A 12,243-nucleotide genomic window follows, 5' to 3' on the forward strand; every position below is an offset into this window, starting at 1 on the left:
CTTCAACTGTGGAAAAGACCTGCCCAGAGCCCCCGCCGTTCCCTAGCCGCTCAGGCCCAGCACCCGAAACACGAAGGCGTATTCCAGGGCCACGTCGCGCAGGGCCTGGTAGCGCCCGCTCATGCCGCCGTGGCCGGCGCCGAACTCGGTTTTGAGCAGCAGCAAAGGCGCCTGATCGGTGCGCCGCTCGCGCAGTCGCGCCACCCACTTGGCCGCCTCCCAATACTGCACCCGGGTGTCGTGATAGCCCGCCACCGCCAGGATCGCCGGATAGGCCTGGGCCTTGACGTTCTCATAGGGTGCGTAGCTGGCGATGCGCTCGCGTACCTCCGGCTCGTTCGGATCGCCCCACTCGTCGTATTCGGTGACGGTCAGGGGCAGGTCCGGCTTGAGCATGGTGTTCAGCACGTCGACGAAGGGCACCTCGGCGATGGCCGCGGCATAGAGGTCGGGCCGCTGGTTGAGCACGGCGCCGATCAGCAGGCCGCCAGCGCTGCCGCCGCTGATGACGATCTGCTGCGGCGTCGTCAGGCCTTGCTCTAGCAGATGCTCGGTGCAGGCGATGAAATCATCGAAGGTGTTCTGCTTGTGTTCCAGCTTGCCGCTGCGATACCAGGCCTCGCCCAGCTCGCCGCCGCCACGCACATGGGCGATGGCGAAGCGCACGCCACGCTCCAGCAGACTCAGGCGGGCATGGGAGAACCAGGGGTCGAGGCTGTGGCCGTAGGCCCCATAGCCATAGAGGTAGAGTGGGGCGCTCTGCGGCAGGTCGCGTCGGCCGACCAGGCTGATGGGGATACGGGTGCCGTCGGGCGCGGTCGCCCACAGTCGGCGACTCTCGTAGGCGTCGGCATCGAAGGGGCCTTCCACCGGCACCTGCTTGAGCACCCGCTGACTGCCGCTGGCCAGCTCCAGCTCGCGAATCTCCGCCGGTCGATTCAGCGCCTCGTAGCGCAGGCGCATGACCGGACTGTTGAATTCCAGCACGTCCATGGCATCGAGGCTGTAGACCTCGTCCGGCAGGTCGACGCGATAGAGCGCCTGGCCGTAGGGGCGAACCTCAAGGATCGGTAGGCCGGCGGCGCGCAGGCTCAGCACCAGGGCATGGGCGCCCAGACTCGCGTCCTCCAGCATCACCTCCGGATCATGGGGCACCAGCAGCTCCCAATGCACCCGGGTCGGGCTTTCTTCGGCGGCCCGGTACAGCGCGAAGTTGATGCCATCCTGGTTGCTGCGCACGTACCAGCCATCGACGCCATGGTCGGGGAAGTATTCATGGCCTTCCTCGCGCGGCGCCAGGCAGACGAAGGCCTCGTCCGGCCGATCCGCGTCCAGCACCCAGGCCTCGCTGGTGGTCTTGCTGTGGGACAGCAGCAACAGCTTGCGCTCGGAACTGGAACGATAGCAGCCAAGGAAGAAGCGGCCGTCGGTCTCATGGAAGACCAGCTGCGGCTCGGCATCGCCCAGGTGATAGCGATAGAGCTTGTGCGGGCGATGGGACTCGTCCCGCTCGCCGAAGAACAGGGTGCGACTGTCGTTGGCCCAGGTCAGGCTGCCGTCGCATTCCCCGAAGGGCAGTTCGGTCACCGTGCCGGTGGTCAGGTCCTTCACATAGAGCCGATAGGTCTCGTCGCCGACCTGATCCAGGCTGTAGGCGAGCTTGCTCTGGTCCGGGCTGACGGTGAAGCGGCCGACGGAGAGGAAGCCCCCATCGGCGATGGCGTTGCCGTCGAACAGCAGTTCCTCGCTCGCGGCATCCGGCGTCAGGTCGCCATCGGCCGGGCGGCGGCAGCGGTAATTGCGGCCGTATTCGTCGCCGGCCTGGGTGCGCTGGTAATAGAGATAGTCGCCACGCGGGACCGGCAGCGACAGGTCCGTCTCGCGGATGCGCGCGCGGATCTCCTCGAACAGTTGCTCACGCAGGGCGGCCTGGGGCGCCAGCTCGGCCTCCAGGTAGGCGTTCTCGGCCTCCAGGTGCGCCAGCACCTCGGGAGCGTCGCGCTGTTCCAGCCATACGTAGGGGTCGTCACCTGGGGCGCGGCGAGCGGTGGGGGCTTGGGTCATGCGGGCTCCTTGTACGCCGCGTGGAAGCACGCGGTCGGGGCAAAACCGTTATCATAGGCTTCCCTTTCCCGCTATCGCCATGGATCGCAATGACCGAGCAAGAGTACCTGATCGCCTGGGCCGTCTACGCCATCGCCGCGCTGCTGCTGTTGGTGGTGACCTTCAAGGCCACCGGCTGGCTCTGGCGCTGGCTACGTGAACCCATTCGCCTGGTCGCGGCGGTACTCCTGCTGACCCCGACCATCGCCGACCCGGAGCACAGCTTCTATGCGCCGGCCATCGCCGTGACCGTGCTCGACCTGGTGTTCAAGGTGGGCAACAGTGCCTGGTCGGCGGTGGCGGACCTCTCCGTCGCCGGGGCCCTCGCCCTTGTGCTCTACCTGGTCTTCGTCATCGTTCGCTGGCTTTACTGGCGTTCACGGCCGCAGCCTGCCGCCGTCACCGCGACCGACCCTGCGGACGACCCGCTGCCGGAAGCGTCCGCCGCACGGCGCGGAGCTCCCGCGCCCGTCGAGCGCCGCGAACCTCGTGGCCGTGGCGAGCGCGTAGAACCCCGGCTGTAATCCAAACTTGCGCCCGGGGCGTCACCCATTCAGCATGCTTGCCATGGGCAGCGGCGGCAGCCGCGATCGAACCAGGCAGCCACCCCGGAGGGACGGACATGTGTGAATTGCTGGGCATGAGTGCCAACGTGCCCACGGATCTGGTCTTCAGTCTCCAGGGCTTGATGCAACGCGGCGGCCGCACCGGTCCGCACCGCGACGGCTGGGGCGTGGCCTTCTACGAGGGTAGGGGGCTGCACCTGTTCAAGGACGCCCTGCCGGGCGCCGACTCCGAAGTAGCCAAGCTGGTCCAGGGCTATCCGATCAAGAGCCACACCGTGATCGGCCATATCCGTCATGCCAACGTCGGTGGCGTCAACCTGGCCAACACCCATCCCTTCGTGCGCGAGCTGGGTGGCCGCTACTGGAGCTTCGCCCACAACGGCCAACTGCAGGATTTTCGCCCTGACCCCCGCTTCTACCGCCCGGTCGGGGATACCGACAGCGAGGCGGCCTTCTGCAGCCTGCTGGATCAGGTCCGCGAACGCTTCCCCGAGCCGGTGCCGGTGGAGATGCTGCTGCCTCAGCTGGTGAATGCCTGCGACGGCTTTCGCCGGAAGGGCGTCTTCAATTGCCTGCTCAGCGACGGTGACTGGCTGTTCAGCTTCTGCACCACCAAGCTGGGTCACATCACCCGCCGTGCACCCTTCGGGCCGGCTCACCTGCGCGATGCCGAAGTCCACGTCGACTTCAAGGCCGAGACCACCCCCGACGACGTGGTCACCATCGTCGCTACCGAACCCCTGACCTCCGACGAGGTCTGGACCCTGCACCAGCCTGGCGAATGGCATCTCTGGTGGAATGGCGAGATCGTCACCCAGGGCCGCGTCTGAACAGGAATCTCACTGGCGATGTTGCGTAGCTATATACGAATGCTGTTGTTCTCCCTGGCCCTGCTGGTCGGGGTTCAGGTGCCTGGATTCATGCTCGACTACGAGCAGCGGGTGGATGCCCATCGGCTGGAGTCCGAGCAGTCCCTGAGCGGGTTCCGGCGCACCGCGGAGCAATACTTCGAGGGCAGCCTCGAGCGCCTGCTGGCCCACTACCAGGCCAGTGACGACCCGGTCTTCCGCAGCGATGCCGACAGCCTCGGCATACTGATGCGCCGCAATGCCCTGTTCGACGAAGAGTGGCAGGCGTTGCAGGGGCCCTGGTACGAGAAGGCCTGGCGCATCCTGGTGCGTCCCAACCCCGAGCTGCGTGACGAGACCCTGCGGCAGTACCGCTATCAGGTCGTACTCACCCCTGCGGCCATCGCCTGGGGCGTCGGACTCGGCCTGGCTCTGGCGGTGATCCTGGAAACCCTTGCCCTGTGGCTGTCGATCCTGCTTTACCCTAGGCGACCGGCGCGGCGGATTTCCTAGGCCTCGGAAAAAAATTCACGTTTTCAGGCGTTTAGCTGAAAAAAGGGCTTGACGCTCCGGTGCCGGTCTGTAGAATGCGCACCCACAGCAGGCACGTAGCTCAGTTGGTTAGAGCACCACCTTGACATGGTGGGGGTCGTTGGTTCGAATCCAATCGTGCCTACCAAACAAAACCCGCACTGCTGGCGGGCTAAGAAGGGCGATCCGAAAGGGTCGCCCTTTTTCGTTTGGAAATTGGTTGGAAAAACTTTGGAAAAACGATTGTCGGCTACAGCTTCAAATCGGCGCCGACGACCTGGTATTCAATCACTTGCTCGCCATGGCCTTCCTGGTAGTGGCGGGTCATCTTCGGGTCGGCGTGGCCCATCAGCGCCTGGACGTATTCCTCTTGGAACTGCTGCTGGTCGTAGAGCCATGATCCCAGGGCGCGCACTTCGTGGAAGGTTGGGCGCTGGCCGGCGGGGATGTGGTTATAGGCGCCCACCAGGTCGCGGACGCGGCTGAATTCCTTGGTCAGGTAGTCGGGCGTCACGGCGGTCCAGTGCTCTTTGGCATCCAGCTGCTCACGCTTCCGGGCCTTGGGCCGGTAGTGGATCAGGAACGGCGAGACTATGGCCGAGCGCATGCACTCATGGACCACCTCTCGAAGTGCACCGCCCATCTGAATTTCCAGGTGGATGGGCGTCGAGTACTTCTCGCTCTTGCCGGGCGACACTCGGATGGTGCCCTTGGCAAGGTCGACGGCGTCGCGCCGGAGCGTCACCACGTCTTCGCGGCGCAGCAGGGTGATGAGCGACAGCCGGATAGCACGGCTCAGCCAGGCGGGCGTCTCCGGGTGCTCGATGATCTTCGTCAGGCCTTCCAGCGTGTGGCGCTGGCGCTGTTTCTCCGCCTCCTTCTTCACCAGGGTCAGCTCGGCCACGTTGCGCTCGGTGAGGCCCTTGGCGACGGCGAAGGCGAATAGCTGGACCAGCAAGCCGCGGTGCTTGGTGTAAGCGTTGTTCGAGAAGCCATCCAGGTACTCGGCGATGCCCAGCACATCAAGCTGGCCAATCATTCGCTTGCCCAGGTCCTGCCGATATCGATTCAGCTTGAAGGTGATCTCTTCCAAGGTGCTCGCTGCATAGTCGCGCCCGGGTAGCCATTCCGCTTCGAAGCGGTCAATCAGGTGCTCGAACGTCGGCGCTTGGTCGCCTGTGATCAGGGCCAGCAGGGCGCCGTCGTCGGCCATCAGCGGGGCGAGTTTGGCATTCGCCGCCCGTGCTAGTTTCACCGCATCGGCGAGGGGACGGTTGATGCTGGTTCGCTTGCCGGTGATGGGGTTCCGGTACACCCAGTATTTGCCGTTGGGGTAGAGGTTGTCCGGCAGCGCCCGGTTTTTCGGGGCGCGAGGGCGAGCGGCCATCAAAAGACCTCCAGCATCTTGGCCAGCAGCGGGTCATTCGATGCCATGAACTCGGCCTGCAGGTCGACGAAATACATCCCTCCTTTGATCTCTCCCACCACTTCCCCTTCCTCGATCCACTTCTTGAGCTGCTGCAGGCTTGGGATCTTCCCTGCATAGCGCAGCTTCCGGTATTCGCCGGCTTCCATGAGGCGCGGCACCTTGATTTCGACCTGGGCGATGATCTTGGCCATTACTCGGTGCCTCGCTCAATGCTTGGGGTGCGTGCCAGCGGCCAGGCGCCGATAGCATCATAGATACGGTCGGCCTGCTGCTCGCTGAGCGAGAGGCCGCTGGGATTGGCGATCCATGCGGACGCGACAACATGCTTGGTGTTGCAGGTGGCGAGCAGGCCGGCGTGATAGTGCTCAATCACCTCGGTGAGCGTCGCCGCCAGGTGCAGGTGCTCGAGCGCCACCTCCTGGCTTTTGATATAGCGTTCACCGCGCTGGTCCTCGCAGAGCGCGCTAACGTAGATCGTCCAGCGGTGGGGGATGTCGCAGAGTGCGCCGGCCACCGGTGCGCCGTGGGCGATGTGCTTGCAGTTGCCCATGTGGATCATGCTCTGGCGGCCGCTGGGCAGCAGGTTGTAGATCGCCACCTGGTTGCTGCTCAGCAGCGCCCGGGAGCTACGGTGGATACGGCGACGCATGCTGTTGGGTTTGCGCTTGCTCATGCCGCCTCCTTGCCCGTGGTGACGGTCATCCGCCACGGGTCATTTGCCCGAGCAATCGCCGCCATGTGCGGAGGCGAAACGCTGTTGCCGCACATGTGCACCTGCTGGCTCTTGGTGAAGGCCTTGCCGTCGGCACCACGGTCGATCTGGTAGTCGTCAGGGAAGCCCTGGGCGCGATACAGCTCGCGCGGCTGCAGCATGCGCAGGCCGATGTCGATAACCACGTAGGGCGTGCCATGGATTGTGACGGTGACCAGGGCAAGGCGGTCCTTGGTGGTGACGGTGGGCGACGGCTCGTCCAGGGGGCTGGTGTTGTCGGTGCCGTAGTAGCTCATCAGGAATGCGGCCACGCGCAGGGCGCCGGCCTCGACCTCTGGTGACAGCTGCAGCTCGACCACCGAGGTCTTTCCGCCGCCGCCCGCGGTGACGGTGGGCGCCGGTTCGTCGACGCCCTGGCCGATGGAGGCGCCGAACTGGCGGGACAGGAATGCGGTGACTGCACCATGGTGCTGGCCCGCCGCGCTAATGGTGTGCAGCGGCTCCCCAGGCGCCCGGGCATCGCAGTTGCCGCGGAGGTGGGCGAGGGTGGCCATGGCCAAGCGCTGCTGGCTGCCTGAGTTGGTCACGGTCGTCATCGGCCGCTCGACGCTGTGCGCAGGCGTGTTGTTGAAGCCGCCATTAGCTTGCTCGAGGAAGGCAGTGCAGATTCCCATAGCATGGGCCGCGCCCGCTGGGCGCCGGCAGTTGCCGCCACTGGTGATGGTAGGCATCGGCTCGTCGGCTGCAGCGCCGGCTGAGTCGAAGCGGAATTTCACCAAGTGGGCGGCTGCCACGGCGTGCTTTATCCCGCCAGCCATGACCGTGCCCAGGGGCTTGTCCAGGCCCGGCACCCGAGGCTCTTGGCCGTCCCGCTCGCCGTAGCCGACCGACACCAGGGTCGGCGCCACGATAGCCCGGTGGTTCTCGGTCAGGACGCTGCCCAGCGGCGCGCCAATGTCAGCAGGCTTTCCAGCGTAGACAGGGCCGCCGAGTCCAACCAAGGTAGGGCTCACAAGCATCTGCTCGCCGCGATTTGCGCAGGTCACTGTAGGCAGTGGCTGCCGCGGGTCATTCACCCGGTCGCCGCCCTGGTGGGTTGCCGGGGCGAACACCGGGCTGGCCAAGGCGAACGATCCGCCACGGGGCCAGGCCGTGACTGTGCGCAGCGGGTCGGCCGCCGACAAAGCCGCCTCACGCGACCAGTTGGCGATGGGCACTATGAATGGATCGGCGGAGTCGAGCACGAACTTGCGCATGCCCTTGGCCACCCGGCGCAACGTGGCGGCGGCCAGCGGCTTCTTCCGGTCGAAAATGCTGGGGCAGGGGATCGACCAGTCGATGCACTCGGCTGCGCTGCGCCATTTCTTCTGGCCCTTCGCTGGCACCTTGGCATGCGTCGGCGTCGGCCAGACGATGGGCTGGCCATCGCAGCGGGCGATCATGAACAAGCGCTCGCGGCTGGTGGGTGCGCCATAGTCGCAGGCCCGGCCGACTTGCCATTCCACCTGGTAACCCATGCCCTGCAGCAGATGGACGAAGCGGCGCCAGGTCTGGCCACGCCGCTTCGGGTCCGGCACCAGGAACTGCTGATGCACCGGCACACGCTCGCCAAGGGCGGCCACGGTGCCGTCGACCTTCATCACCCGACCGCTGATTTTGCAGCGCTTCGCGATCAGAGGGCCCCATTGCAAAATCTGTTTGACGTTTTCCAGGCTGATCACTCGGGGGCGCTTCTTGCCGGCCCATTTCAACCCGACCCATGACAGATTCCTGATCTCGCGCTTCCGCGGCTGGCCGCCGGCGGCTTGGCTGTGATGCGTGCAGTCGGGGCTCATGTGGAACCAACCGACCGGGCGGCCCGCGCACTCGGCATCCGGATCACCGTCGAAAACGTCCGTGGTGAAGTGCCGGGCGGTGGGGTGGTTGGCGGTGTGCATGCTGATCGCCGCCGCGCTGTGGTTCTTCGCCACGGCCACTGGCCGGTCCAGGCCCATCTCCAGCCCGGTACCAGCGCCGCCGCCACCGCAGAAAAAGTCTACGATGATCTCGTCATCCTGGCTGCTGAAGCCAAGGCCATACTGGGTTTTGAATTCAGAACCGAGTCGATTCATGGCGGTCATGCTTGGCTCGCCTCCCCGTTGCTGTCCTCAGGGGGCTGCTCAACACGGTCTAGGCGCTGAATTTCAGCGATGATCAGGGCGCCGGCCTTGACCAGATTGCGGCGCGGCGCGCCTGGCTTCCACCAGTGCCAAGCCCAAGGCCAGGACTCTGGCGCTTTGCCATAGAGTTCGTCGGGGCGGTGAGCGTGTTGGGCGTAGCAGCTGGCGGCGAGCGCCAGTGCGCCCCATCCGTACCCGTCGTCGCCTTCCAGCGTGAACCCTTCCGCCTCTATCTGCCGCTGCCGCTCGGCCAGCACGTCGCGCGTCGCCTTATCCGTATGCGCGGCGGCGTACAGCTCTGTACCGTCTGGTATCTGCTGAAGGTCGACGTGAAAGTCCAGGGACTTCCAGCCGGTGCCGTCCAAAATTGTAGTAACGGTCGCTACCAGCTCGCCGGCGTCCAAAGGGAAGACTGCGGGCTGGGAGGCGAGGGCGGTGGCCCGCTCTCGATGAATGTCCAGGGCCTTGGCCAGCATCCGCGCCTCATGGCGGGCGTCATGCATGGCGTGGTGCTTGACGCCTTCGAATTCGATATCGGCGGCTTCTGGATAGAGATCGAGGAGGGTGCGCAGGTCGCGTTCCTGCCGGAAGTGCCAGGGGCGAGACAGGCCGACGGAGTCGTAGGCGGACCCCAGGATGGTGCAGTCAAACGCCGGGCTGTTGCCCCAGATAAATAGGTCGCCGTAGTTGAGTTCCAGCCCCTCCAGCCATAGAGACAAGGTGCGAAGCTCGGCGTGTAGCGGTTGCGCGAGGCTGCCGACCAGCTCGTGGCGTGCTTCCTCGCTTTGCTGCATCCACCACTGGACGGTCTCTGCGTCGAAGACGCCGCCCTGGGCAACGCTATCGGCCAGGTCGACCCGGCCGTAGTATTCGCGTGGCCGTGGGAATTCGGCGTGCAGCGCAACGGCGCCGAGGGCAACTATGGCTGCGCGTGGGCTGGTGCCCATGGTCTCCAGATCGATCACCACGTCCACCCGGCTCATGCTGCGGCCTCCGCTGCGGCTGCCGGCTCAGCGGCGACTCGGCGGGCATACCAGGCCCGGGCTTCGCCGTCCTCGTTTTGCTCGATGGTCAGCAGGAACCAGCCATCGCCCTCCGGTGGTTTCGGTTCGAAGCTGCTGATGTCGTCGCTGAAGTCAGGTGCTGGGTGTTCTTCGAAGCGCTCATCCCACAACAGCCGTGCCTCCAGGTGCTGGGCCTTCAGCCAGGCGTCCTGGCGTTCGCGGGTAAGGCCTTCGGAGAACAGCGGCAGATAGGGATGGGACCACCAGCCCTTGGCGTCGCGCTCGATCTGACCCCAGGCGCGGAGCTGCAGGGTGCCGTCCGCCACCAGGTGCCGAGACAGACGCTCCACCACCGCCATCAGTGCATGTTCGATTCGCAGGATGTTGCCGGCTTCGGCCGAGTTGAGCGAGGCGTAGAAGGTGCGCGCGGCAGTGAGCTTGACCAAGGCGTCCAGCAGGGTGCGGCGGTCGGCTTCGGTGAAAGGCTCCTCGTGCAGGGGGATAGCCTGGATTCGAGCGTCCGCCAGGTCGTACATCAGGCGCTGATTGTGTTTGACCAAGCGCTGGTTGCTGGCGCGCTGCTGTTCGATCCTGTCGTGGGTCTCTCGATGCAGAGCGGCATACTCCCGGCGGTGCTCACGGTGAGTCGCGTCCAACACCTCGCCGGCCAGGCGCTGCTGCTCGGCCAGGGCCAGAGTGTGGAGCCGATTGATGCGGCGGGTGTGCATCACTATGAAGGCGAGGACGGGGAGGCTGACTGCGAACAGCGTCAGGGCGACTATGAGAATGGGGTTCATGTGCTGTGTCCCATGTGGTGGTGGAAAGCCCGGCAGGTGGTGTCCGCCGGGCGCTGGTGTCAGGGCTTGAAGGTGCCGAGCGTCAGCCGGGCCGCGCTGCCGATCTCCTGGCCGAGCACGTCCTTGAAGTCGCGGGCGATCTCTTCCTTCTGGCCTTCCTCCCCGACCCACCGGAGTTTTAGCGTCGGGTGCTCCGAAGGGTTGCTGGTGTGGATGCTCACGCGCAGCAGGGCGGTGATTTCCGATAGGCCTTCATACGGCACCAGGGTGAAGGCGATGCTGGCTACGCGGCTGTCCTGGCTGTTGGCCTCGATCTCATCCATGGCGCTGCGCGAGGCGTTGAAGTTGCCCTCGGTGTGGCCGCGCTCGGACTTCGCCTTGATGACAATGTTGCGGACGTTGGCGATGGCCTCGACCACCGACATGTCGCGACCTTCCTCGTTCTGCGGCTTGAGCTGCAGGTGCCAGTCCTCGAGGAATTCGGCCAGCTCGCGTTGGGTGAAGGTCTTGCCCGCCGCGTGCTGCAACGCCTTGTAGGCGGCGGTAGCCTGCAGCCGGAGGACGGCGTAGTTGTCGGCATGGCCCGGCGCGTTCACGTCGCCCAGGTTGAAGAACACCTGGGCGGTCATGTCGTCGGGGTCGACGAAGCCGGCGAAGGGGTCGGTGGCTGCCTGCTCGTTCACGTAGTCGGCGAAGTCCTGCAGCGAGCTGGTGGACAGCACGCCGCGGAAGCGCACGCGGCCGGCGCCGTAGGTTTCCAAGTTCACCAGCTTGAAGCCCTCGGGCACCAGGATGGCCGGGGTTGGGGTGTTCAGTGGCTTGCCGGTGGCAGCTACGGCGTCGGCGATGATCAGTTGCAGAGCGTCTTTGGTCAGCGACATGGAGCGGTTCCTTGTGGTGAGAAAGGTGTGGTGATGGGGTTGGGGATCAGTCGCGGGCCTTGACCGGTGCCTGGTCCTTGTTGAAGAGCTGATCGGTCGGGTTGGTCTGGAACAGCACCACGCCATCCGCCGTCGAGTACATCGGCGTATCCAGCGTGAGGTCTTCCCGTAGCTTTCCGCGCTTGGTGGGCTGGATGTAATCCAGGGTGTGGGAGACCGTGACCTGGTTGCTCTCGCCAATCCGCTTGAACTTGAAGCTCAGGACCACCTGGCCGGCCTTGCCTTGGTCGACGACGCCGGCAGCGACATCAGAGAGGGCGCGACCGACCTGTTGGGCAAAGACGCCGGCATTGAGTGAGTTGAGAAAATCCGCGGTATCAGTGGCTTTCATCGTGCTGTGTCCCGTGGTTGGGGGTTATGCCGCGGCATCCGGCGCGGCGTCGGGTGGTGCCTGGTTGTCGCCTGCCCGGGCGTCGAGAAATTCGGCGAGGTCGGGCAGGCGGACGACGTAGGGGGCGGTGCGGCCCTCACGCAGCTTGTTGGCCGGCAGTGCGACCTTGCCGGCGCGGATCAGCCGGAGCAGGTGCTTGTCGGTCTGGATGTCCGGGAAGAACTTCTCGCGGACCTGGGTAATCGTCGGGGTGGGCGTGTCGAACGCCCGGCGCAGTTGGTCCAGGGTGTTCACGCGGCCTCCTGGGTGGGCGGTCGGAAGCGGGTCAGCAGCGCGTTCTCCAGCTCTTCCAGCGTCTCTGCCGCTACGCTGCCCTGGGGCTTGTCGTTGCCGTCCACGAAGACCGCCTGAATCGCGGGGCCAGCCAGGTCGACGGCCAGCAGGAAAGGCAGCCACCCGCGGGGCGTGAGGGCGATCAGCAGCTGCATGGCGGCGACGGCGAGGGAGTGGGATTGAGTGTTCATGAGCCAGTCCTTTGGTCAGCGCCGCGCGGCGGCATGGGGGTGATTTCGACGTTCAACTGCTTGGCCAACCACTGCACGCCGCGCTCGGTGACTTTCACCACGGCGTAGTGGCGATAGGTGCGCAGCGTCGGGCACCAGCGCGAGCGCGGGTCCATGAACAGCCGGCCTTCGTGCTGGGGCGCGGCGATCAGTTCGTTGCCCTGGTTGAGGATCTTCAGCTCACGCATGCGGCGGCGGAGGATGTTCGGGCCCAGGCCGAGCAGGGCAGCCACCTGGTCGAGGGTGCGGTTCATGGGCG

Annotated in this window: 15 protein-coding genes and 1 tRNA gene; 4 read left to right on the forward strand and 12 right to left on the reverse strand. The window is 65.5% G+C overall.

Going from position 1 to position 12,243, the window contains the following annotated elements; genetic code table 11:
- Positions 1–42 precede the first annotated feature (42 nt).
- Positions 43–2,064 carry a S9 family peptidase gene (locus RND78_RS12335; protein ID WP_312729108.1) on the reverse strand — a complete coding sequence of 674 codons (2,022 nt, stop codon included), beginning with the start codon at positions 2,062–2,064 and terminating at the stop codon, positions 43–45.
- A gap of 89 nt (positions 2,065–2,153) precedes the next feature.
- Between RND78_RS12335 and RND78_RS12340 the strand changes: the two genes are divergently transcribed.
- From RND78_RS12340 to RND78_RS12355, 4 genes are all read left to right on the forward strand, one after another.
- Entirely contained in the window at positions 2,154–2,627 is a 474-nt protein-coding gene (locus tag RND78_RS12340; RefSeq protein WP_312729110.1) for an MFS transporter, read from the forward strand.
- Positions 2,628–2,725: 98 nt separating this feature from the next.
- Complete coding sequence (locus RND78_RS12345) at positions 2,726–3,499, forward strand: class II glutamine amidotransferase (protein WP_312729111.1); 774 nt, start codon at positions 2,726–2,728, stop codon at positions 3,497–3,499.
- Between the two features lie 18 nt (positions 3,500–3,517).
- Positions 3,518–4,030, forward strand: coding sequence for a DUF2937 family protein (locus tag RND78_RS12350; RefSeq protein ID WP_312729112.1), 513 nt, complete (start codon positions 3,518–3,520; stop codon positions 4,028–4,030).
- Between the two features lie 89 nt (positions 4,031–4,119).
- Positions 4,120–4,196: transfer RNA gene (locus tag RND78_RS12355), tRNA-Val, on the forward strand.
- Between the two features lie 102 nt (positions 4,197–4,298).
- Here RND78_RS12355 and RND78_RS12360 read toward each other — a convergent pair.
- The 11 genes from RND78_RS12360 to RND78_RS12410 are packed head-to-tail and all read right to left on the reverse strand — an operon-like array spanning position 4,299 to position 12,238.
- Positions 4,299–5,435, reverse strand: coding sequence for a tyrosine-type recombinase/integrase (locus RND78_RS12360; protein ID WP_312729406.1), 1,137 nt, complete (start codon positions 5,433–5,435; stop codon positions 4,299–4,301).
- Positions 5,435–5,668, reverse strand: a complete 234-nt coding sequence (locus RND78_RS12365) for a hypothetical protein (protein ID WP_312729114.1) — start codon at positions 5,666–5,668, stop codon at positions 5,435–5,437. Before RND78_RS12365 ends, RND78_RS12360 begins: the two co-directional genes overlap by 1 nt.
- The gene (locus RND78_RS12370) at positions 5,668–6,150 is read right to left on the reverse strand and encodes a hypothetical protein (protein ID WP_312729115.1); all 483 of its coding nucleotides are present in this window, start codon (positions 6,148–6,150) and stop codon (positions 5,668–5,670) included. The genes RND78_RS12365 and RND78_RS12370 overlap by 1 nt, the downstream gene beginning before the upstream one ends.
- Entirely contained in the window at positions 6,147–8,309 is a 2,163-nt protein-coding gene (locus RND78_RS12375; RefSeq protein ID WP_312729116.1) for a DNA cytosine methyltransferase, read from the reverse strand. Before RND78_RS12375 ends, RND78_RS12370 begins: the two co-directional genes overlap by 4 nt.
- On the reverse strand, positions 8,306–9,331 hold the full coding sequence (locus RND78_RS12380) for a 3'-5' exonuclease (RefSeq protein ID WP_312729117.1): 1,026 nt from the start codon (positions 9,329–9,331) through the stop codon (positions 8,306–8,308). Before RND78_RS12380 ends, RND78_RS12375 begins: the two co-directional genes overlap by 4 nt.
- Positions 9,328–10,149, reverse strand: a complete 822-nt coding sequence (locus RND78_RS12385; RefSeq protein WP_312729119.1) for a hypothetical protein — start codon at positions 10,147–10,149, stop codon at positions 9,328–9,330. Before RND78_RS12385 ends, RND78_RS12380 begins: the two co-directional genes overlap by 4 nt.
- Before the next feature lie 59 nt (positions 10,150–10,208).
- Complete coding sequence (locus RND78_RS12390; protein ID WP_312729121.1) at positions 10,209–11,030, reverse strand: DUF2303 family protein; 822 nt, start codon at positions 11,028–11,030, stop codon at positions 10,209–10,211.
- A 46-nt stretch (positions 11,031–11,076) separates the two neighbouring features.
- Complete coding sequence (locus tag RND78_RS12395) at positions 11,077–11,421, reverse strand: hypothetical protein (RefSeq protein ID WP_312729123.1); 345 nt, start codon at positions 11,419–11,421, stop codon at positions 11,077–11,079.
- Positions 11,422–11,445: 24 nt separating this feature from the next.
- Positions 11,446–11,715: a pyocin activator PrtN family protein gene (locus RND78_RS12400; protein WP_312729125.1), complete on the reverse strand. Its 270-nt coding sequence runs from the start codon at positions 11,713–11,715 to the stop codon at positions 11,446–11,448.
- On the reverse strand, positions 11,712–11,945 hold the full coding sequence (locus RND78_RS12405; RefSeq protein WP_312729126.1) for a hypothetical protein: 234 nt from the start codon (positions 11,943–11,945) through the stop codon (positions 11,712–11,714). Before RND78_RS12405 ends, RND78_RS12400 begins: the two co-directional genes overlap by 4 nt.
- Positions 11,942–12,238 (reverse strand): hypothetical protein, encoded by a 297-nt coding sequence (locus RND78_RS12410; RefSeq protein ID WP_312729127.1) that lies wholly within the window; start codon positions 12,236–12,238, stop codon positions 11,942–11,944. Before RND78_RS12410 ends, RND78_RS12405 begins: the two co-directional genes overlap by 4 nt.
- Positions 12,239–12,243: the final 5 nt, after the last annotated feature.

It is taken from the genome of Pseudomonas oryzihabitans, from assembly GCF_032027545.1.
Taxonomy (GTDB): Bacteria; Pseudomonadota; Gammaproteobacteria; order Pseudomonadales; family Pseudomonadaceae; genus Chryseomonas; species Chryseomonas oryzihabitans_F.